General features: G+C 59.6%; 18 protein-coding genes. 8 read left to right on the plus strand and 10 right to left on the minus strand.

Translation table 11 applies throughout. From position 1 onward, the window contains the following. Positions 1-90: 90 nt before the first annotated feature. Positions 91-957 carry a LysR family transcriptional regulator gene (locus tag BJF91_RS01440; RefSeq protein ID WP_075612708.1) on the minus strand — a complete coding sequence of 289 codons (867 nt, stop codon included), beginning with the start codon at positions 955-957 and terminating at the stop codon, positions 91-93. A gap of 82 nt (positions 958-1,039) precedes the next feature. Here BJF91_RS01440 and BJF91_RS01445 point away from each other — a divergent pair, with 82 nt between their 5' ends. Next, positions 1,040-1,312 carry a hypothetical protein gene (locus BJF91_RS01445; RefSeq protein ID WP_075612709.1) on the plus strand — a complete coding sequence of 91 codons (273 nt, stop codon included), beginning with the start codon at positions 1,040-1,042 and terminating at the stop codon, positions 1,310-1,312. Here the strand turns inward: BJF91_RS01445 and BJF91_RS24925 are convergent. Both BJF91_RS24925 and BJF91_RS01450 read right to left on the minus strand, forming a co-directional pair. Next, positions 1,288-1,425: a hypothetical protein gene (locus BJF91_RS24925; RefSeq protein WP_162843819.1), complete on the minus strand. Its 138-nt coding sequence runs from the start codon at positions 1,423-1,425 to the stop codon at positions 1,288-1,290. The two genes, BJF91_RS01445 and BJF91_RS24925, sit on opposite strands and share 25 nt — an antisense overlap. Positions 1,426-1,652: 227 nt before the next feature. After that, positions 1,653-2,867: a BaiN/RdsA family NAD(P)/FAD-dependent oxidoreductase gene (locus tag BJF91_RS01450; RefSeq protein ID WP_075612756.1), complete on the minus strand. Its 1,215-nt coding sequence runs from the start codon at positions 2,865-2,867 to the stop codon at positions 1,653-1,655. Between the two features lie 212 nt (positions 2,868-3,079). Between BJF91_RS01450 and BJF91_RS01455 the strand changes: the two genes are divergently transcribed. The 7 genes from BJF91_RS01455 to BJF91_RS01485 all read left to right on the plus strand — a co-directional run bounded on the left by BJF91_RS01455 (position 3,080) and on the right by BJF91_RS01485 (position 12,122). Next, on the plus strand, positions 3,080-4,498 hold the full coding sequence (locus BJF91_RS01455; protein ID WP_407639849.1) for a glutamine synthetase family protein: 1,419 nt from the start codon (positions 3,080-3,082) through the stop codon (positions 4,496-4,498). A 66-nt stretch (positions 4,499-4,564) separates the two neighbouring features. Then, on the plus strand, positions 4,565-5,848 hold the full coding sequence (locus tag BJF91_RS01460; RefSeq protein WP_075612711.1) for an NAD(P)/FAD-dependent oxidoreductase: 1,284 nt from the start codon (positions 4,565-4,567) through the stop codon (positions 5,846-5,848). Positions 5,849-5,865: 17 nt separating this feature from the next. After that, positions 5,866-6,309 (plus strand): hypothetical protein, encoded by a 444-nt coding sequence (locus tag BJF91_RS01465; protein ID WP_075612712.1) that lies wholly within the window; start codon positions 5,866-5,868, stop codon positions 6,307-6,309. A gap of 86 nt (positions 6,310-6,395) precedes the next feature. Next, the gene (gene zwf, locus BJF91_RS01470) at positions 6,396-7,868 is read left to right on the plus strand and encodes a glucose-6-phosphate dehydrogenase (protein WP_075612713.1); all 1,473 of its coding nucleotides are present in this window, start codon (positions 6,396-6,398) and stop codon (positions 7,866-7,868) included. Positions 7,869-7,881: 13 nt separating this feature from the next. Further along, a complete protein-coding gene (pgl, locus tag BJF91_RS01475; protein ID WP_075612714.1) occupies positions 7,882-8,580 on the plus strand; it encodes a 6-phosphogluconolactonase in 699 nt (232 codons plus the stop codon). Positions 8,581-8,731: 151 nt separating this feature from the next. Next, complete coding sequence (gene edd, locus BJF91_RS01480) at positions 8,732-10,549, plus strand: phosphogluconate dehydratase (RefSeq protein ID WP_075612715.1); 1,818 nt, start codon at positions 8,732-8,734, stop codon at positions 10,547-10,549. Positions 10,550-10,739: 190 nt separating this feature from the next. After that, positions 10,740-12,122, plus strand: coding sequence for a 2-hydroxycarboxylate transporter family protein (locus BJF91_RS01485; RefSeq protein ID WP_075612716.1), 1,383 nt, complete (start codon positions 10,740-10,742; stop codon positions 12,120-12,122). 58 nt (positions 12,123-12,180) lie between these two features. Here the strand turns inward: BJF91_RS01485 and BJF91_RS01490 are convergent, their stop codons facing one another. The 7 genes from BJF91_RS01490 to BJF91_RS01520 form a co-directional block, all read right to left on the minus strand. Further along, on the minus strand, positions 12,181-13,587 hold the full coding sequence (locus BJF91_RS01490) for a DUF2778 domain-containing protein (RefSeq protein WP_075612717.1): 1,407 nt from the start codon (positions 13,585-13,587) through the stop codon (positions 12,181-12,183). Between the two features lie 647 nt (positions 13,588-14,234). Then, positions 14,235-14,642 (minus strand): hypothetical protein, encoded by a 408-nt coding sequence (locus tag BJF91_RS01495; RefSeq protein ID WP_075612718.1) that lies wholly within the window; start codon positions 14,640-14,642, stop codon positions 14,235-14,237. Positions 14,643-14,775: 133 nt separating this feature from the next. Then, positions 14,776-15,867, minus strand: a complete 1,092-nt coding sequence (locus tag BJF91_RS01500; RefSeq protein ID WP_075612719.1) for an ABC transporter ATP-binding protein — start codon at positions 15,865-15,867, stop codon at positions 14,776-14,778. A 153-nt stretch (positions 15,868-16,020) separates the two neighbouring features. Beyond that, positions 16,021-17,673 carry a beta-galactosidase BglA gene (gene bglA, locus BJF91_RS01505; protein WP_075612720.1) on the minus strand — a complete coding sequence of 551 codons (1,653 nt, stop codon included), beginning with the start codon at positions 17,671-17,673 and terminating at the stop codon, positions 16,021-16,023. A gap of 61 nt (positions 17,674-17,734) precedes the next feature. Next, the gene (locus tag BJF91_RS01510; RefSeq protein WP_075612721.1) at positions 17,735-18,880 is read right to left on the minus strand and encodes a carbohydrate ABC transporter permease; all 1,146 of its coding nucleotides are present in this window, start codon (positions 18,878-18,880) and stop codon (positions 17,735-17,737) included. A gap of 1 nt (position 18,881) precedes the next feature. After that, positions 18,882-19,892 (minus strand): carbohydrate ABC transporter permease, encoded by a 1,011-nt coding sequence (locus BJF91_RS01515; protein ID WP_075612722.1) that lies wholly within the window; start codon positions 19,890-19,892, stop codon positions 18,882-18,884. 80 nt (positions 19,893-19,972) lie between these two features. Further along, on the minus strand, positions 19,973-21,331 hold the full coding sequence (locus tag BJF91_RS01520) for an ABC transporter substrate-binding protein (protein WP_075612723.1): 1,359 nt from the start codon (positions 21,329-21,331) through the stop codon (positions 19,973-19,975). Positions 21,332-21,644: the final 313 nt, after the last annotated feature.

Raw genomic sequence — 21,644 nt, forward strand, 5'->3', positions numbered from 1 at the left:
TCGCCCAGTCAACTGGGGAAAATTGTAGGGCCATCGCAACCTTTAGAAGAGTTGCGAAATTTCGCACTTTTTGCATTGCACCAATCGAAGTCAGCCCTGCCGGTTCCCGGCAAAGGCCGGTCCCAGATCCTTCATCAAATTGGTCAGTCGGCGGGCGAATAGGCGCACCTCGCTGCGGTGGCGATCGTCATTGTTGGTGACCAGCCATTGCCGATGACGCAGTTCCTTGATCTCGCTACCAACGCGCTGCAGCTGCGGATCGGCGTCGCCGACAAAGCACGGCAGCACGGCAAGCCCCGCGCCTGCAACCGCCAGATCCTTTAGCGACCGCGGCCTGCTGACCGTGACCCGGATCTGATCGGCCACAAGCTGATGCGGCCATTTCAGATAGGCCGAGATTGCCGCGTCCGGTGAAACCGCGATCCAGGGTTGGAGCTGAAGGTCATCGGCCAGATGGTGCCGGTAAGCGGCATAGGCGACATCGCCAAGCGCGATGCGGGCAAGATTGCTCTCCTGCGGCTCGACGGCTCGGATGCCGATATCGGTTTCCCGATGCGCAAGGGCCGCCCGCTCCTCGGTGATCGTCAGCTCGACGCGAAATGCATCAGTGCTGCGGCACAGCTTCGTCATGTTCTGGGCAATCAGCCGGGCAACCCAGGTGCCAGCGGTGACCCTCACCAATGCCGGCTCCGACGACTGTCGCCGCCAAAGATCGACACCGCGCGCAGCAGCCTCAAAGGACTTGAGATGATCGAGAAGCGCCTGGCCATCCGCTGTCAGCGTGTAGCCGGTCTGGGCACGGTGAAACAGAGTGCGGCCGAGTTCAGCCTCCAGCTCCAGCATGCGCCGGCCAAGCGTTGCGGCGCTGAGTCCTGTTGATTGAACGGCGCCCGTCAACCCGCGATAGCGCGCCACTGCGATAAAGAGTTGATAGCTGTCCCACGCGAGGTTTTTCATAGGTGAAAGACATAGCGCAAAATCGCCTCTACTTCCACCAGCAGCGAAAGACTAACCTTCTCCCGGACATTGGAGAGGTGCCATGGATCTTCTGGGATTGCTTGCCTATCAGGATGACATGAGAAAAACGGCGCTCAACCGCCACACAATGACATCCGCCCAAAAGGAAGACGCATTCTATGCTTTTTACGCCGAGCCACTCTGGCCTCGGCTCAGCTGGATCGAACGCACGCTGAGAACCACGATGCGGCTATATCGATGGCGGCCGTCAGTCACCGCTGACGCGGGCAAGACGGAAGAACCATTAGCCCTGAACAGCGATCTGGTCGCTCAGCCAAGAAGCATCAGTCCGTAAGCGAGAAAGCATGCCACCAGGCCAAGCCCGGCGGTGCGCAGCATGAGTTTGTTGTGATCGTCGCGTGCCTTGGCAATGGCAATAGCGCGGGCCTTCCGGATGGGTCTGTTCATAGGCAGCACTTTCCAAAAGTTGAGCGGGGAATCACCCCGACCTTGATCGTAACCGCAATTGGCTTTCCGAAGAAACAGGAAAACAATCGAGCGAAGATCACGATGAACAAGGTATATTAACATCTATTGAAAGATAGAGGCCGGAATGCGGCGTGCTGCTTTTATTGCGAAGAGAAAACCGATCGCGGTAAAGAAATCGTATCGACGGTCGTGATCCCAAGCCGACTTTAAGCCGCAAGACCGGCCGCATGGCCCGATGCCCAGGCCCATTGGAAATTATAGCCGCCCAGCCAGCCCGTCACGTCAACGGCTTCACCGATGAAATAAAGGCCCGGCACCGCCTTTGCCTGCATGGTTTTCGAATCGAGGTCCTTGGTATCGACCCCGCCCAGCGTGACCTCGGCGGTGCGGTAGCCTTCCGAGCCGGCTGGCTTGATCTGCCAATCGCTTAACGCACTGACGAGGCTTGAAAGCACCTTGTCGGACAGGTCGGCCAGCGGTTTTTCAAGGCCAAGACGCTCGCTCCAGTGCTGGGCCAAGCGCTTGGGCAGATATTGGCCAAGCACGGTCTGCACCGCCTGGCGACCATTTTCACGACGGGCGGTCTTCAAGAGCTCGAGAAAGTCCCGATCCGGCTCCAGGGCAATGCTGACGGCTTCGCCTTCGCGCCAGTAGGACGATATCTGCAGAATGGACGGGCCGCTCAGCCCACGGTGCGTAAACAGCAAGGCCTCGCGAAAGGTCGTCTTGCCATGGCGCACTATGGCATCAACCGAGACGCCCGACAGCGGCGCCAGATCTTCCAGCAATGTCGGCTCCAATGTCAGCGGCACCAGACCGGGACGGGTTTCGATCAGGCCGAGGCTGAATTGCTCTGCAAGCCGGTAGGCAAAGCCGGTCGCACCCATTTTCGGGATCGATTTGCCACCGGTGGCGACGATCAGCGACTGGCAGTCGTAAACCGCCTCCGATGTCTCGACGCGAAAACCGGACAGCGTCTTTTCCACCGTGCGGATCTCCGTCTGCAAATGCAGCCTGGCGCCGGCAGCGCGCATCTCCTCCAGCAGCATGCGGATGATGTCCCTGGCGCTGTCATCGCAGAACAATTGCCCAAGGGTCTTTTCATGCCAGCCGATCCGGTGGCGATCGACCATGGCGACGAAATCGGATGGCGTGAACCGGGCCAGCGCCGACTTGGCAAAATGCGGATTGGCGCTCAGGTAATTCTTCGGTCCGGCATGGAGATTGGTGAAATTGCAGCGACCACCGCCGGAGATACGGATCTTTTCGCCGGGCGCCTTGGCATGATCGAGAAGCACGACGGAACGGCCGCGTTCGCCTGCGCGGATCGCCGCCATCATGCCGGCCGCACCGGCGCCGAGCACCACCACGTCGACGCGTGTGTCCGCCCCAGTTCTTGGCCCAAGTGTCGACAATGTCATGTCTCCATCATCATTTTCGGTCATGTCTCAAGACATCGGTGCGGTTTCGCAGCCACATGCCTTGCTCTCCGGCAATATTATTCCCGCAAGGCGGTGTTTTCGATCGGCAACGCGATGTCAATCCCATAATGGGCCTCGCCAATTCGTGCGAGGTCGATATGATAGAAACAGTATCAACTCAGATCCGGTGAGACATGCCTGCAAAAAAGACAATGCTCAGACCCAAGGGCGCGGCATCCAAAAAGGCAAGCATTCCCCCTGACACGAGCCCGACACGCGGCGTCAAGACCTGGAAGGAAGCGGCCTCCTGGCTGCGCGCCCGTGGCATCGAGGATATCGAATGCATCACGCCCGACCTCGCCGGCGTGCCGCGCGGCAAGATGATGCCGAGCTCAAAATTCACCAGCAATACTTCGCTTGCCCTGCCGTCCGCGCTCTATCGCCACACGATTTCAGGCGAATATCCCGATGAAACCGGCAATTTCCGCTATGACAGCCGCGACAGCGACATCAAGCTTTTGCCTGATCTGTCGACCCTGTCGGTCGTGCCCTGGGAGACCGATCCGACCGCGCAAGTGATTTGCGACATCGTCGGCACCGAGGGCGAAGATGTCAGCTACACGCCGCGCAACGTGCTGAAGAACGTCCTGAAACTCTATGAGAAAAAGGGCTGGAAAGCCGTTGTCGCCCCGGAAATCGAATTCTATCTCGTGGCCAAGAACGAGGACCCGGATTATCCGCTGCGTCCGCCGACCGGCCGTTCTGGCCGTTCGATCATTGGTGGCCAGGGCTATTCGATTGCCGGCATCAACGAATTCGACGAGTTGATCGACGATATCTACCATTTCTCGGCCAAGCAGGGTCTGGAAATCGATACGCTGATCCACGAGGAAGGCCCGGCCCAGCTGGAAATCAACCTGCGTCACGGCGATCCGATCGAATTGGCCGATCAAGTGTTCCTGTTCAAGCGCACCATCCGCGAGGCGGCGCTGAAGCATGGGATCTTCGCCACCTTCATGGCTAAGCCCATGCAGGCCCAGCCGGGATCGGCCATGCATATCCATCAGTCAGTGGTGGATATCGAGACCGGCCGCAATATCTTTTCCAAGGCGGATGGTTCGCCGTCCTCGGAATTCTTCCACTTCATCGGCGGCATGCAGAAATATGTGCCGAATTCCCTTGTCATGATGGCGCCCTATGTGAACTCCTACCGGCGGTTGACACCAGACATGGCCTGCCCGGTCAACAATGCCTGGGGCTATGACAACCGCACGACGGCCTTTCGTGTGCCGATTTCAGATGCAGCGGCGCGGCGGGTGGAAAACCGGCTGCCAAGCTCGGATGCCAATCCCTATCTGGCGCTCGCTGCCTCACTCGGCTGCGGCTATCTCGGGATCTGCAAGGCAATCGAGCCGACCGCGCCGACGGCAGACACCGCCAACGAAGGCTCGATCGAGCTGCCGCGTGGGCTTCTGGAAGCCGTCGCGCTGTTGGAATCCGAGCCGGATTTCGAAACCGTGTTCGGCCGCGCCTTCATCGACATCTATGCCGGTGTCAAACGCGGCGAATTCGAGACCTTCATGCAAGTGATCAGCCCCTGGGAGCGGGAATTCCTGCTGCTCAACGTCTGATATCGGCGCAAACCGCTTCAGGCGCTAACCGCGCTGGAAGCGGCACACCGACAAGGAGAAAATTCCATGTGGCAAAGCCCGATTGCGCCCGGCCTTTCCTGGTATCAGGCAACGGTGGGCGAGAGGCCAGAATATGAGCCGCTGGACGGTTCGGTCACGGCAGATGTTGCCATCGTCGGCGGCGGCTATACCGGTTTACAGGCGGCCTATACGCTGGCAAGGGCCGGCGTCAGCGTCGTGCTGATCGAGGGCGGGCGTTTTGGCGATGGCGGGTCCGGGCGCAATGGCGGCCAGTTCGGCACCGGCCAGCGCGCCTGGCCGGAAGAGCTGGAAGAACAGTTCGGGTTCGAGCGCGCCAAGGCACTGTTCGACATGGCCGAACATGCCAAGGCCTATATTCTCGACTTTGCCCGTGAACACCAGATCGACATGGAATTCATGCCCGGCCAGCTCAATGTCGAGCACAAGCGCGGCAAGGAGAAGGACTATCGCAAGAGCATCGAGATTGCCGCCACTCGCTTCGACTATCCGCATATGCAATTCATGGACCGGGAGGAAACTACGGCAAGGCTCGGGTCTTCCGTCTATTACTGCGGCATCCGCGATATCGGCACCGGCCATATCCATCCGCTGAAGCTTCTGGTCGGTCTTGCCAAGGTGGCAAAGAATGCCGGCGCCCGCCTGCATGAAATGACCAAGGCCACATCGATTGCGCAAAGCGGCGGCAAGACGATGATCGAGACGCCACGCGGCACCGTGACGGCCACTCATGTCCTGCTGGCCACCAATGCCTATATCGGCGGGTTGGAGCCGGTAACCTCTGCGCATGTCATGCCGATCCGCTCCTTCATCGGCGCCACCGTGCCGCTCACGGACTTCCCCAAGATCCTGCCCGGCTCGGAAGCGGTGGCCGACAGCCGCTTCGTGGTGCGCTATTTCCGCAAGACCCGCGACGGGCAATTGCTGTTTGGCGGCCGCGAAGCCTATACGGCCGATAGCCCGCGCGACATTTCCGTCCATATCCGCCGACAGATCGCCGAGATCTATCCTGATCTCAAGGATATCGAGATGACCCATGCCTGGGGCGGCTCGGTCGGCATCACCATGAACCGCCAGCCTTTTGCCCGCGAAGTCATGCCCCGGGTGATCTCGGTCGCCGGTTATTCCGGCCATGGCGTGATGCTGTCAAATTATTGCGGTACGATGTTTGCCAAGTCGGTTCTGGGGCAAGCGAACGAGCTGGATCTGTTCAAGGAATTGAAGGTCCCGGCCTTTCCGGGCGGGCGACGGTTGCGCTCGCCGCTTCTGTTTCTGGCACTCAGCTGGTATGCGCTGCGCGACCGGTTCTAAGGCCAAGGAAAAGAAGCATGAAGGAGATCCTCGATCGCCCCGTCTGCATTGCGACTGTCTATAGCGAAGACGAATATCTGGTAACCCGCTCCTTTCTGGAAGCCTATGGCATCATCGTTGGTGAGCGCGGCAATCCAGGGAACTATCGCGGCGTCCACCTGTCCAGAGGATTGGGCGGATTGGCTATTCTCGTGCCACAATCGCAAGCTGAAATGGCTTTCGATCTTCTGGCCGAGACGGAAGAGACACCTGACGCCCTTGACCCCGAGGCCGCTCCGCAGCCTGTTGAAAACCCGGTAGCAAGCAAGAGTTTTCTGTCCAGCGTCATGGGGTCGATTTCGAGGCTGTTTACCGGCCAAAGTGAAGGCAAAGCCCATGATGCTGACCAACAACGCGACACAAAAAGGATCCTCCACGATCCGCGCCAATCCGAGGCGCCCGAGCCTCTATCAGGAAATTAACCACACTGGGTGTGGCTTTTTTAAATCGATTGAATTATAACCTGAGCCAACAGCCTAGCCGATGGCCATGAATGAGAGATGCCCTTATGAGCAGCCAGATTATTCCTGTCGAACCCTTTGACTATGTCGTCTTTGGCGGCACCGGGGATCTTGCCGAGCGCAAGCTTCTGCCGGCCCTTTATCACCGCCAGCTGGCCGGTCAGCTCACCGAGCCGACCCGGATCATCGGCGCGTCGCGCTCCCCGATGACGGATGCGGAATACCGAGAATTTGCCCACAAGGCACTTAAGGAATTCATTAAGGCCGACGAACTGGAGGAAGGCGAAGTCAAGCGCTTCCTCGAACGGCTGCATTATGTCTCCGTCGATGCCAAGGCCGACAAGGGCTGGGACACGCTGAAGAAGCTGCTAGATAGCGGCAAGGACATCGTACGCGCCTTCTATCTCGCCGTATCGCCGTCGATCTTCGGCGATATCGCCGACAAGATCCGCGATCACAAGCTGATCACCAAATCCACCCGCATCGTCGTTGAAAAGCCGATCGGCCGCGATCTCGCCTCTGCGCAGGCGCTGAACGACACGATCGGCAAGGTGTTCAAGGAAGAGCAGATCTTCCGCATCGACCACTATCTCGGCAAGGAAACCGTGCAGAACCTGATGGCGCTGCGCTTTGCCAATGCGCTCTATGAGCCGTTGTGGAATTCCGCCCATATCGACCACGTGCAGATCACGGTGGCCGAATCCGTCGGGCTTGAAGGCCGCGTCACCTACTACGACAAGGCCGGCGCGCTGCGCGACATGGTGCAGAACCATATCCTGCAATTGCTCTGCCTTGTCGCCATGGAAGCCCCCTCCTCGATGAACTCAGAGGCGCTGCGCGACGAAAAGCTGAAGGTTCTGAGGGCACTGAAGCCGATTGACGCCTCCAATGTCGAAAAGCTTACCGTGCGCGGCCAGTACAAGGCGGGCGCCTCCAAGGGCGGCGCGGTCAAGGGCTATATCGAGGAGCTTGAAGATTCCTCCGACACGGAAACCTTCGTCGCCATCAAGGCCGAGATCAACAACTGGCGCTGGGCTGGCGTGCCTTTCTACCTGCGCACCGGCAAGCGGCTGGCCGAGCGAGTGTCGGAAATCGTCATTCAGTTCAAGCCGATCCCGCATTCGATCTTCGGCGATGTTGCCGGCCGCATCGAAGCCAACCAGCTGGTCATCCGTCTGCAGCCGGATGAAGGCGTCAAGCAGTGGCTGATGATCAAGGACCCTGGCCCGGGCGGCATGCGCCTGCGCCATGTGCCTCTGGACATGAGCTTTGCCGAATCCTTCGGCGTGCGCAATCCGGATGCCTATGAACGGCTTCTGATGGACGTGATCCGGTCCAACCAGACGCTGTTCATGCGCCGCGACGAAGTAGAAGCAGCCTGGAACTGGGTCGATCCGATCCTGAAGAGCTGGGAAGAAGTCGGTCAGAAAACGCAGGGCTATACGTCAGGCACCTGGGGTCCGAGCCAGGCCATCGCGCTGATCGAACGCGACGGCCGCACTTGGCACGAGAACGATTGAGGATCCCGGCATCATGACGCATAGCCTGCATACATTTGAAAACGGCGCAGCATTGGCGACCGCGCTGGCCGGTCGGGTTGCTGAAGCGCTGAAGGCGGCAATTGCCGCCTCCGACGCCGCTTCGCTGGCCGTATCCGGCGGCTCGACGCCCAAGGCCTTTTTCGAGGCGCTATCGCTTGAGGATCTGGATTGGAGCAAGGTGTCGGTGACGCTGGTCGACGAGCGCTTCGTGCCCGAGGATCATCCACGTTCCAACCATCTGCTGGTGGCCACGCATCTGCTGAAGAACAAAGCGGCAGAGGCTGAATTCGTGCCGCTTTATGCGCCGGAAGACAGCATCGAGGCGGCCGCCGCTGTCGCCACCGACGCGGTGTCGGATCTCGGCACCCCGCTTGATGTCGTCATTCTCGGCATGGGCAGCGACGGCCACACGGCCTCGTTTTTTCCCGGCGGCGACAATCTGGAAGACGCGCTCGATCTCGAACTGCCGCCACGGGTGATTACCATGCAGGCATCAGGCGCTGGCGAACCGCGCCTGACACTGTCCTTCTCCAGCCTCGCCGATGCCGGTCTGCTGATCCTTCATATCGAGGGCGAGGAAAAGCAGGCGGTGCTGGAAAAGGCGCTGGCTGGCGAGGACGAAGCGGAAATGCCTATTCGCGCCGTGCTCTCCCGGGCCGAGACGCCTGTCGATATTTATTGGGCGCCCTGATCTCGATCAGAACGTCCTTGATCCATTTTGGTATCAACAATCATGTGGCCTTTTATCGAAGGCACGATGCTGTAGACCCGCCGGATGGCCGTAGCGCTTGGACAAGCGCGATGCCGCCGGCTGTTGCCCCTTGTCAGGAAGGATGCCGTCAATGAGTGCCGATCATCGTATCGAAGCTATCACCAAGCGGATCGTCGAGCGCTCCAAGCCGACCCGCGAAGCCTATCTGGATCGTACCCGCCGGGCAGCATCCAAGGGCGTCAACCGCGGGACGCTGGCCTGTGGCAATCTCGCCCACGGCTTTGCGGTCTGTTCCCCCGGGGACAAGGCGGCGCTGGCTGGCGACACCGTCCCCAATCTCGGCATCATCAACGCCTATAATGACATGCTCTCGGCCCACCAACCGTTTGAGACCTATCCGGCGCTGATCCGTAAGGCTGCGGCAGAGGTCGGCGGCGTGGCGCAGGTGGCCGGTGGCGTGCCCGCCATGTGCGACGGCGTCACCCAGGGCCAGCCCGGCATGGAACTATCGCTGTTTTCCCGCGATGTTATCGCCATGGCCGCCGGCATTGGCCTCAGCCACAACATGTTCGATGCGGCCGTCTTCCTCGGCGTCTGCGACAAGATCGTGCCCGGCCTTGTCATTGCGGCGCTGACCTTCGGCCACCTGCCCTCGGTCTTCATTCCCGCCGGTCCGATGACCACAGGCCTGCCAAACGACGAGAAGACCCGCATCCGTCAGCTCTATGCCGAAGGCAAGGTCGGCCGCGCCGAACTGCTGGAAGCCGAAAGCAAATCCTATCACGGTCCTGGCACCTGCACCTTCTACGGCACAGCCAATTCCAACCAGATGCTGATGGAAATCATGGGCTTTCACATGCCCGGCGCCTCCTTCGTCAATCCGGGCACGCCGCTGCGCGACGCGCTCACCAAGGAAGCCACCAAGCGGGCGCTGGCGATCACCGCGCTTGGCAACGAATACGCGCCATCAGGCGAAATGATCGACGAGCGCTCGATCGTCAATGGCGTCGTCGGCCTTCACGCCACCGGCGGCTCGACCAACCACACCATGCACCTGATCGCCATGGCGCGGGCGGCCGGCATCGTCCTCAGCTGGCAGGATATTTCCGACCTTTCGGACATCGTGCCGCTGCTGGCCCGGGTCTACCCGAACGGCTCAGCCGATGTGAACCATTTCCACGCCGCCGGCGGCATGGGCTTCCTGATCAAGCAATTGCTGCGGGCCGGCTTCGTGCATGACGACGTGCGCACCGTCTATGGCCAGGGTCTGTCTGCCTATACGATCGAACCGCATCTGAATGCCGACGGCACCGTCGACCGCCAGCCCTCGCCTGAAGACAGCGCCGATCCCAAGGTCCTGGCCCGCATCGAAACCCCGTTCCAGGCGAATGGCGGCTTGAAGATGCTGACCGGCAATCTCGGCAAAGCTGTCATCAAGATCTCAGCCGTCAAGCCGGAGCGGCATGTTGTGGAGGCACCGGCCATGGTGTTCCACAGCCAGCAGGACATGCAGGATGCCTTCAAGGCCGGCAAGATGAACCAGGATTTCATCGCCGTCGTGCGCTTCCAGGGCCCCAAGGCCAATGGCATGCCAGAACTGCACAAGCTCACCCCGTCGCTCGGCGTGCTGCAGGATCGCGGCTTCAAGGTGGCGCTGGTCACCGACGGGCGCATGTCCGGCGCATCAGGCAAGGTGCCGGCCGCCATTCACGTTACACCGGAAGCTGTCGATGGCGGGCCGATCGCCAAGATCAAGGACGGCGACATACTGCGCCTCGACGCCGTCGCCGGCACGCTGGAAGTGCTGGTCGACGGTGCCGAATTTGCCGCCCGCCCGGCGGTGACGGTCGATCTCTCCGACAACGAATTCGGCATGGGCCGCGAATTGTTTGCGCCGCTCCGCCGGATTGCCGGACCGGCAGACCAAGGCGCGAGCGTGTTGTTCTGATCTCGAAGTTGAGCCGCGTCTTTTAAGAAAGATCCGGCCCCCATCGCCTTCGCATGCGCCAAGACACGTTATCACCAACGCTGTTTTGCCTCACTCCAGCCGGTGCTTTCCCAGATCGCACCGGCTTTTCTATTTCCCCTTCGCGTCGGGTCCTATAAAACCCTCCTTGGGAGATAGACAGGAGTTCATAGTGTCATCACTTTACGACGGCGATCGCCATTCGGATGGATCGCAGCCCAATCTTTCCAAGCAGCCTAACAGTCATGCACCGCAGCCGGTTAGCGGTTGGCGTGAACGCTGGTGGCGGATCGTCGATCTGAAGATCGGCGTGGTGCCGGCGCCGATCTATATTCTGTTGTTCCTGCTCATCGCCGCCTTCGTGGCGACAGGCAAGGTTCCCTCCGATCTTACCATGTCGATCGCCATCCTCTCCTTCGGCGGCTTCTTCTTCATGCAGCTTGGCCGATGGCTGCCCTGGCTCGGCCTGATGGGCGGTGCGGCGATCATGTGCTTCGTCGTACCCTCGGCCATGGTGTTCTACCACCTCATTCCGCCGCCGGTGGCCGAAGCCATGGACACATTCGTCAAGAGCTCGAATTTCCTATACCTCTATATCGCCGCCATCATCGTCGGCAGCATCTTGAGCATGGATCGCAGCGTGCTGATCGCCGGCTTCCTGAAGATCTTCGTGCCGCTGGCGATCAGTTCCGTCGTCGCCATGATGGTCGGCACTTTGGTTGGCATGGGCACCGGGATGGGCTTCGAACACAGCCTGTTCTTCGTCGTTCTGCCGATCATGGCGGGTGGCCTTGGTGAAGGCGCCATTCCGCTGTCCATGGGCTATGCCGGGGTCATGTCGCAGCCGCAGACGGAGATTTTCGCCCAGATCATTCCGGTGGTCATGCTCGGTAGCTTTACCGCCGTCGTCCTTTGCGGGTTGCTGAATGTGCTCGGCAAGCGCTATCCGCATCTGACCGGCGAAGGGCGGCTACAGGCCGGCCTGCTGAATATCGACGTCAATGCCCGCCGCAGCGATGAGCCCGTTGACCGGGCAATGATCGCCACCGCTGGCGTCACCATCGTCACGTTTTATCTGGTCGGCGTGCTGGCGCAGCGGCTGTTTGATTTTCCAGCACCAATCACCATGCTGTTTCTGGTCGTCATCGCCAAGCTCGGCCAACTGGTGTCGCCGAGCCTGGAAGACGGTGGCCGCGAGGTCTATGCCTTCTTCTCGCGCATCGTCACCTGGCCGCTGCTGTTTGCCATGGGAATTTCATATACGCCCTGGCAGAGCTTTATCAGCGCCTTCACGGTGCAGACGGTGGTGACTGTTGTGGCAACGGTCTGCACGCTAATCGGCACCGGCTTTCTGTCAGCGCGGCTGGTCAAGATGTTTCCGATCGATGTTGCCGTGGTTGTCGGCTGTCACAGCGGCCAGGGGGGCACCGGCGATATCGCCATTCTGACCGCTGCCAACCGAATGAGCCTGATGCCCTTTTCGCAGATCGCCACTCGTATCGGCGGCGCAATCACTGTGACCTGCGCTATCATCGCCTTCCAGCACATGGCTTGAAACGGAGATGCCGCGCTTGAAGGCGCGGCATCCTCTTAACATATAGGTTAGTGTCGACTTACAGTTTCGCCATGTATTTCGGCAGTTCAGCCACCGTTGGCAACACGATCAGGGTTCTGATTTCGCCGCGCTTGTAGGCGGCCAGGAAGCGCGGATAATCCTGGAATACGACGCAGCCGCTGGAATCGCCGCGGATGCGCAGCATGAAGGTATGAGCTAGGAAGCCGTCGCGGCCATACATGCTATTGCCGCCAACAGGGGTCATGCGCAACGCCTCCACCCCATGGAACAGGCTTTCACGCGGCGACAGACGATAGATGTTCGGCGGCGTGACGCCACGGTTCTTGATATGGGCGGAGCGCGGATTATCACGATTTTCGCCGCGACCGGAATGGGCCGTCAGCTTTTCGCCGCTCGGCAGATAGACCGTTGCGCTTGAGATATCGTAGACGGCGACACCGCTGCCACGGCCCGGCAGGGATGCGCGCTTGCGGAAGATCGACGGGCTCTCGTCGTCATCCATCGTTTCCTGCGAGCGGGCATAGGCCAGCACCGTCTTCGGCGCATTCTTTTCCGGCGCCGACTTCAACGGAATGGTCTTCGGCTCCGTCTTCTGCGTCGAATCATTGTCTGCATCAGCTTCGGCCTTGGTGCCAACCAGGACTTCGCGGAAGGGATCGCCCTTTGGCCGTCTCAGCGGCGCAGGCACTGTCTCGGGCAACATCGCCATTTCAGTTGGCTTCACCGGCGGCGCAGCAGCAGCAATCGTTGCGGCAGCAGCAGTCGGTGCAGGTGCGACCGGGCCGCGATCGGCAACCAGGGTGGAGACCGGCTGCAACTGAGCCGGCAGCTGTTGATTGATCGCGCCAAGCGGCGGCGCTGTTTTCAAGATGGCTTCAGCCACCTGCTGCGGCGGCATGGCGGGTGTTGCTGGGGCGGATGGCTGTGGTGTCGCCTGGGCGACGTTCTGAACCTGCGGCTGGCTTGCCGGCTGTTTGAGAGCTGCCTCGGCAACCTCGCTGCCGGTATCGTTGCTCCAGCGCTGCGCGAGCGCCCGTTCGGCAATCGACACGGCGAGTGCCTGTTCGAGAATAGCGCGACCAGCCTGGTCGAGCGGCTTGGAAGCCGGTGCGGTAAGGGCTGCCATTTCCTGGCGAACCTCGGCCATCTTCTGCTTCACGGCCTCTACCGAGCGGCCATTGGTATGGCTGGCGACTGATAGAGGCGGCTTGGGCAGCATCAGGCTCTGGCGGAATTCGGAGGCCAGGTCCCGCGCAAACGGGGCCGAGGCAGATGTTTGCGAAAAGCTGAACCCATGCAGCGTGCTGAAGGTGACGGCGACCCAGAGACCGGCGGCAAGACCACCGCCGACAAGAGCCGCACCTGACATCAGCTTGGGGAGCAGAACGGATGTGGCCCGTCCCGATCGATCAGTGCCCGGAAAGAAATCAACGGCGAACGCCATACTCGTAAACTCGTACCCAAACAGCCTGCAGCGGCTGGCGGCTTCAAAACCGCAACGTTTGTACCAAGGCCAGCCGATCCCTTCGCCCCCCGCTTTCGCGGAACTTCGACTGTCTCTAAAGGATGAAGAAACTTGGTAACCAAAAGGTTTACGAATCGAGTTTTTTATTATCGAAATGTCTCATATTCATCCGCAGCGAGGGTCACCATGGCTTTACGGCATTTTTAGCGCATTCCGTCAGTGCGTGCTTGAACTGATCTTGATCTGCTGAGCGCGACGCAGAGCCACCGTAGAAATGCCGCTTCAGCCTGAATGGCAGGACTTTTCGCCTTATTTCCTTGATTTGGTTGAGCTTAATCCGGCAAGGGCTGCCCAAGTGAAGCGGCATGAACGGGGGAACTAAAGCGTTCCGTCCCATGGCGCGCCCGGCCTGCGGCATGCCCGACGGCTGTTTTGTCCGATAGCGGTCAGACGATCAGGGTTGCGCCTCACTGAAAACAAAATGGGGAGCCGAAGCTCCCCATCAACGATTCAAACTGAAAGTTTGTCAGGTATCGTACCGACCTTTACCTGGCTGCCCTGCAGACCTTGCCTTGGAGGCTTGCGCTTTAGGCAGACAGCCGGCCAGCACCTGTTGACGTGCAGGCTTACCAGCTGCGCACATCCAGAACCCGGTCGCGATGCGCCGGATGGGTACTGAACACGAAGATCCGGTCGATCTCCTTCTGGGTGAGCAACCGTAGGAAGCGGATCTCAGCCGTATTGTTCGGGAAGGTTTTCATGAGAACAGCGCCGACCTTGTTGATGCGCGCGTCAGGAATATCGAGATAAAACTGCTTGGGAAGATTATACTGGGTGAGAAGTGCGATAATCGCGCCGCTCTGCGAGATACGGATAATATCGCAACGGCGCGACGCCATATGCGTCATGCCCTTTTCAGTATATTCCAACCGGCCGGAATTCATCGTGTCTTCCATGCGGAACCGGTTTTCCCGGTCGTACATGAAGGATTCTTCCCTGCCCAGGTAGTTTGATCGACCCGCTGCCGTGCTCATAACGCTTACCCCACTCACGTCTTCACTGAGCTCAGGCTAGGCAACGGACATTAACAGAGAGTGATAAAACAGCAGGGGGGACAGGTGCAGCCCCTCTCCTGTTTTCTGGTGGTTAATAGAGCAAAAATGAATTCTACTTCTGCTTGTAGCTTTGCCCTTGCGCGTCAAATAAATGCAGTTTTTCTTTGGGTGCGGCAAAGCGCAGTCGTTCACCTTTGGTGACATTAGCAATGCCGGGCAGCTTGACCACAACGGGCTGCCCCTCGACCGGGCCGTCGACATACAGCATCGTCACCTCCCCGAGCGCTTCGACCAGCGACACTGTCCCTTCGAACAGGGCTGGACCTTCGGTGGCGACAGTGAGGTCCTCCGGGCGCACGCCAAAGCTTGCTGATTTGCCGGCATCAGCGGCTGGTACGGCAATCGGCACCGACAGAGTTGAGCGGTCCTTCAGCGCGATGCGGGTCTCCGGGCCTGCGTCGACGACAGTGACGGGCAGGATATTCATGGCTGGCGAACCGATGAACTGGGCAACAAACAGATTGGCGGGCCGCTCGTACAGCTCGAGCGGCGCCCCGACCTGCTCAATCCGCCCGGCCGAGAGAACCACGATCCGGTCGGCAAGCGTCATCGCCTCGACCTGGTCGTGGGTGACATAGATCATCGTGGTGTCGGACATCTGCTCGTGCAGCTTGGCGATCTCGATGCGCGTGGCAACACGCAGTGCTGCGTCAAGATTGGAAAGCGGCTCATCGAACAGGAAGACTTTCGGATCGCGGCAGATGGCGCGGCCGATCGCCACGCGCTGCCGCTGGCCGCCCGAGAGCGCCTTGGGCAGCCGGTCGAGATAGGGCTCGAGTTGAAGAATGGCTGCGGCTGAGCGCACTCGGCGCTCGATCTCCTGTTTGTCCTCGCCGGCGATCCGCATGCCGAAGGCCATGTTATCATAAACAGTCATATGCGGATAAAGCGCGTAGGATTGGAAGACCATGGCAATGCCGCGCTTGGACGGCGGCACGTCGTTGACAACATGACCATCGATGCGCATTTCGCCGCTGGTTATGTCCTCCAGGCCGGCGATCATCCGCAGCAATGTGGACTTGCCACAGCCGGACGGGCCAACGAAGACCACGAATTCACCTTTGGCGATTTCCAGGTCGATGCCATGCAACACCTTGACCTGACCATAGGCCTTGCGGATGTCTTTCAGGACCAAGCTTGCCATTGTCCTCCCCCTTTTTTCGGTTTCGAACTGCCAGACTGAGAACCAGCGGACAGGTCCGTTTGTATGATCGGAGGCTGTAAGGACAGCCTCCGATCCCTGTTGTTTTCGTTTGTCTGGTCGGGAAAACCGGATTGCGCTTTCCCCTGACAAACTTTAGCCGCGCGCGAACCATGCACTCCAGGCCGGCAGACGAATCTTGCCGCCCTCTGCAGTACCGGCGAAGCCATGGCCTTCCAGCGCCTGCCAGTCTCCATCCGGCAGTGGCAGATCCAGCGGCTCGGCGGAAATGTTGAAGGCGCACAGCACCGTCTCTCCCGCAAAGCTGCGCGCATAGACAAGACCGGTTTCGCTCACCGTATGGAAAGCGATTTCGCCCTTGATCAAGGCAGGCAGTGTCCGGCGAAAATGCAGGAAGCGGCGATACTGTTCCAGCACGCTGTCCTCATGACCTTCCTGGACATGCACGGCATTGAGGCTGTGTTCCACCGGGATCGGCAGCCAGGTCTTGTCGGCAGCGCTGAAGCCGGATTGTTTGGCAAGCGAATCCCAAACCATCGGCGTGCGGCAACCGTCGCGGCCTTTGAATTCCGGCCAGAACTGGATGCCGTAGGGGTCCTGCAGATCCTCAAAAGCGATGTCGGCTTCCGTCAGGCCAAGCTCCTCACCCTGATAGATGCAGACCGAGCCGCGCTGGGTCATCAGCACGGCCGCCATCAACTTGGCAAAGGCAGCGCGATCAGCGACAGTGGCACCCCACCGGCTGACATGGCGCACCACGTCATGGTTTGAAAAAGCCCAGCATGCCCAGCCCTCGGGTGCGGCCTCCTGAAAGGCCTTCTGCGTGTCGGCGACCAGCGTCGGCGTCAACGGTTCAGGCGCCAGAAATTCGAAGGCGTAGCACATCTGCATCTTATCGCCGCCGGACGTATACTGGCCGGCGATCTCCAAGCCATACTGGCTGTCGCCGACTTCGCCGACGGCAGCAATGGCCGGGAACTCGTCCAGTACGGCGCGAAAGCGCTTGAGGAATTCAAGGTTGTCCGGCTGGTTCTTGTCGTAGAGATGGTCCTGGAAATTATACGGATTGACCGCCGGCGCCGTCGACGCATTGCGTCTTTCGGGTGCGAGCGCCGGATTATCGCGCAGGTGCTGATCGTGGAAGTAGAAATTGATCGTGTCGAGCCTGAAGCCATCGACGCCACGCTTCAGCCAGAAGCGAACTGCATCCAGCACTGCTTCCTGCACATGCGGATTGTGCATGTTGAGATCGGGCTGCGAGGTCAGGAAGTTGTGCAGGTAATACTGCATCCGGGTCGGATCCCAGGCCCAGGCCGAGCCGCCGAAGATCGACAGCCAATTGTTGGGCGGCGTGCCATCCGGCTTCGGATCGGACCAGACATACCAGTCGGACTTGGCATTGATACGGCTGGAGCGGCTTTCGACGAACCAGGCATGCTGATCGGAGGTGTGGGAGATCACCAGGTCGATCATCACCTTGATGCCAAGCCGGTGAGCTTCGGCGATCACCGCGTCGAAATCGCCAATCGTGCCAAACATCGGATCGACATCCGTATAGTCAGACACGTCATAGCCGAAATCCTTCATCGGCGAGGTGAAGAAGGGGGAAATCCAGATCGCATCGGCGCCAAGGCTTGCCACATGTGGCAGGCGGGCGGTGATGCCCTTGAGATCGCCGATGCCGTCGCCGTTCGAATCCTGAAACGAGCGCGGATAGATCTGGTAGATCACAGCACCGCGCCACCAATCCTTGTCGGGCGCCGCGGCACTATCAAAAACAGCATTCATGAAAAGGGATCCTGTTGCACTTTTGGGGAGGGAGGACATGAAAGACGGGAGCGGCCGTGCATCAGCCGCCCTTCACAGAGCCGGCCAACAAGCCGCGCACGAGGTAGCGCTGCAGCACGAAGAACACCAGCAGCGGCACGATGATGGTAATGAAAGCCGACGCCGTCAGGATTTCCCAGTTAGCGCCGCGTGATCCGAGCAGGTTGACGAGCCGGCCGGTTAGAACCAACTCATCATTGCCGGTGCCGAGGAAGACCATGGCGACCAGCAGGTCGTTCCAGGTCCACAGGAACTGGAAGATCGCGAAGGACGCGAGCGCCGGATAAGACAGCGGCAGCACGATCTTGATGAAGATCTCGAAATCGCTGGCGCCATCGACCCTGGCCGATTCCATGATTTCACGCGGCAGGCCGGCGATATAATTGCGCAGGAGATAGATGGCGAGCGGCAGGCCGAAGCCCATATGGGCCAGCCAGATGCCGAGATAGGTTTTTGACGGCACGCCGAAGAAGGCGCCGACATCGTTATAGATCCTGAGAAGCGGGATCAGCGACATCTGAAGCGGCACGACCAGCAGCCCGACAATGGTGGCCAGCAGCAACGAGCGACCGGGAAAGGGCATCCAAGCCAGCGCATAGGCGGCAAAGGCTGCCACGAGGATCGGAATGATCGTCGCGGGAATGGCGACCGTCAGCGAGTTCATGAAGGATTTGCCGATGCCCTCGGCATTCAGCACCGTGCGATAATTGTCGAGGCTGAAGCGCGGCGGCTGCGTGGCAGTGAAGAAGATACGCTGACCGCGAGACCCTTCGAAGGATGTGTTGGAGGTCAGCTTGAAGGTGCCGTCCTCAGCCACCGTCAGGCTCTGGCCATCCTTCAACTGGGCCGTTTCGCCGGCCTTGAATTCTTCGGGCTTGAGGCTGGATGTGCCGAAGGCGCTGACCTTACCGGAACCGCCTTCCAGAACATTCCCAGTGATCACGAAGAGCGGCCCTTCCTGATGCTGGGCTTCGGCACCGGGAGCGCGATAGATGTCGTTCTTGCTGGAACTGGTCAGTGCCGTCCACCAGCCGGAGGCGACAATCTGGTTCTTGTCGCGCAGCGACGTCACGAGAAGGCCAATAGTAGGAATAGTCCAGAGCAGGACCAGCAGCAAAACCGTGGCATGGACGGCGATATTCAGCGGCGAGAGAGCCCGTGTGCGCATGTCAGTGGCCTCCCATTTCGCGGCGTGCGTTGCGGATATTCCAGATCATGATCGGCACGACCATCAGCATGATGACGACAGCAATGGCCGCCCCTCGCCCGAAATCGCCGCCACCGCGGAACATCCAGTCGAACATTAGATTGGCCAGAACCTGGGTCTGCCATTGGCCGTTGGTCATGGCCAGCACGATATCGAAAACCTTGAGGACGAGGATGGTGATTGTCGTCCAGACCACGGCGATCGTGCCCCAGATCTGCGGCACCTTGATTTTCAGGAAGATCTGCCAAGGATTGGCGCCATCGATGACCGCCGCCTCAATGGTCTCCTCGGGAATGCCGCGCAACGCAGCAGATAGCAGCACCATGGCAAAGCCGGTCTGGATCCAGATCAGGATGACCATCAGGAAGAAATTATTCCAGAAAGACAGCGAGATCCATACCTGCGGCGTGCCACCGAACCAGACGACGATGGCGTTGAGCAGGCCGATCTGGGCCTGACCTGCATCGCGGTAGTCGTAGACGAATTTCCAGATCACCGAAGCGCCGACGAAAGAAATCGCCATCGGCATGAAAATCAGCGATTTGGCGATATTGCCCCACCAAATCCGGTCGGTCAGCGCCGCGATGATCAAGCCGAACAGCGTCGCTCCCGTTGGCACCACGATCAGCCAGAGGATGTTGTTGAAGATCGAAAGGCGAAACTCGCCGTCAAAAATCATCCAGCGATAATTGTCGAGACCGACAAATTGCGTGCCGGACCGGTCATAGAGCGAATAGGCGATCGAGGAAAACAGCGGATAGACCAGATAGATGGCGAGCGACAGCAGCGCCGGACCAAGAAACAGCCACGGACGGATCTGGCTCGATATCCGCAGATTGCGCGAGGCGCGGGCGAGATCGGGACTGTTGGAGGGAAACAATCGATCGAGGATCAGGTTCGACCCGAAGAAATAGGCGAGCGCTGCACCGACGCCGACCACGATGGTCACCAATGCGTATAAAAGCTGTTCCACGGTTCCGGCCTCCCAACCTGCCTGACGAGATGTGGCCAGGACCGCCGCCTGATGGCGAGGGTCCTGGCCGCTTTCGAACCTTACTTCAGGCCATCCCAGGATTTCTGGATACCCTTGGCGACGTCTTCGGCGGATTTGCCGCCAGCATAGTCGACCATGGCGGTCCAGAAGGCACCCGCGCCGATTTTGCCGGGCATCAGGTCGGAGCCGTCGAAGCGGAAGGTGGTGGCATCGAGCAGGATCTTGCCCTGCTTCTTCAGCGGAGCATTGGCATAGGTGTCCTGATTGGCCGACTTGAAGGCCGTCAGGAAGCCAGATTGCGCCATCCAGACTTCATGCGCAATCGGGGTCTTGATGAAGTCGATAAAGGCGCGCGCGCCGGGCGAATCCTTGGTAATCATCGCCAGCGTGCCGGCACCTTCGACCGGATTGCCAAGTTCAGGCTTGCTTGCATAGTTCGGCGTCGGGAAGAAATCGACATCCTGACCGACGACGGTACCCTGCGGGAAGAAGGACGGAATAAAGGAGGCCTGATGGTGCAGGTAGCACTTGGGCGGCGAGGTAAACAGGCCCTTCGGGCTATCGCGGAAATCGGTTGAGGCAACGCCGGCGGCACCACCATCGACGAATTTCGGATTGCGCGAGAACCAACCGTATTCCTCGATGGCCTTTACCACCTTCGGATCGTCGAACTTGATCTCGTTCTTCACCCACTTGTCATAGACATCAGCGGGATAGAGCCGCAGCATCAAATCCTCGACCCAGTCGGTGGCCGGCCAACCGGTGGCGCCGCCGGAACCGAGACCGATGCACCACGGCACGCCGCCGTCGGCAGCGATCTTCTCCGTCAGCTTCTTCAGGTCTTCCATGGACTTCGGCACGTCATAGCCGGCATCCTCGAAATTCTCGGGCACGTACCAGATCAGCGATTTCAGGTCGATCTTGTAGGGGAAGCCGTAGATCATCGGCTTGCCGTCCTTGCCCTTGTAGGTGGCGAGGTCAACCCAGGACTGGCCGGCAGAGAAATTGTCCTTCAGCCACTTGGAGTTATCTTCGCCAAGCGGCGTCAACGCGCCCTTGGCGGCGAGATCGGCGACCAGGCCAGGCTGCGCCAGAATAGCGACATTGGGAGGGCTGCCAGCCTGGGTATCGATAACGATCTGCTGCTCGTAATTCTCAGAAGAAGAGTATTTGACATCGGCACCGGTGGCCTGGCGGAAATATTCTAGCACGCTTTCAAACAGCGTCTGGTCTTCGCCACGCCAGGGACCGAAAATCGTGATGGTCTGGCCCTTCAGTTGATGGGACTTGGAAAATTCCTCATAGCTCTTCCAGTTGAAACGGGCATCCTCGCCCGGCTTGAACTTCAAATCGGCAGCATTGGCGCCGCCCGCGAGCAAGCAAAGCGCTGCAATCCCCGTCAGCAGATGTTTTTTCACGAAAATCCCTCCCTTTAATCCAGACCTGTTGTGGTGGCCGTTCCACGCCCTAAAAAGCTGAAACCATTCCGTTCGCGCTCTAAATCCAACTCCCAAAGCGCTTTGGTTGGAAACAATCATCATTGTTCGCGCGAGAGTCAAGCGGATTAGTGGCTAATCTGCCCATCCTCCAGCTGGAAAAATGGAGCGCCAGTTAATTTGGGGAAGGGTTCGGCCTAAAAATCCATTTTCAGTTTGCAGCATTTGGTACGGCTGGTATTTTGAAAGCGCTTTGGGTGTGGGAGAACCCAGGCAAATCATAAAATTGACAGCA

The organism is Gillisella taibaishanensis (genome assembly GCF_001938985.1).
GTDB lineage: Bacteria > Pseudomonadota > Alphaproteobacteria > Rhizobiales > Rhizobiaceae > Allorhizobium > Allorhizobium taibaishanense.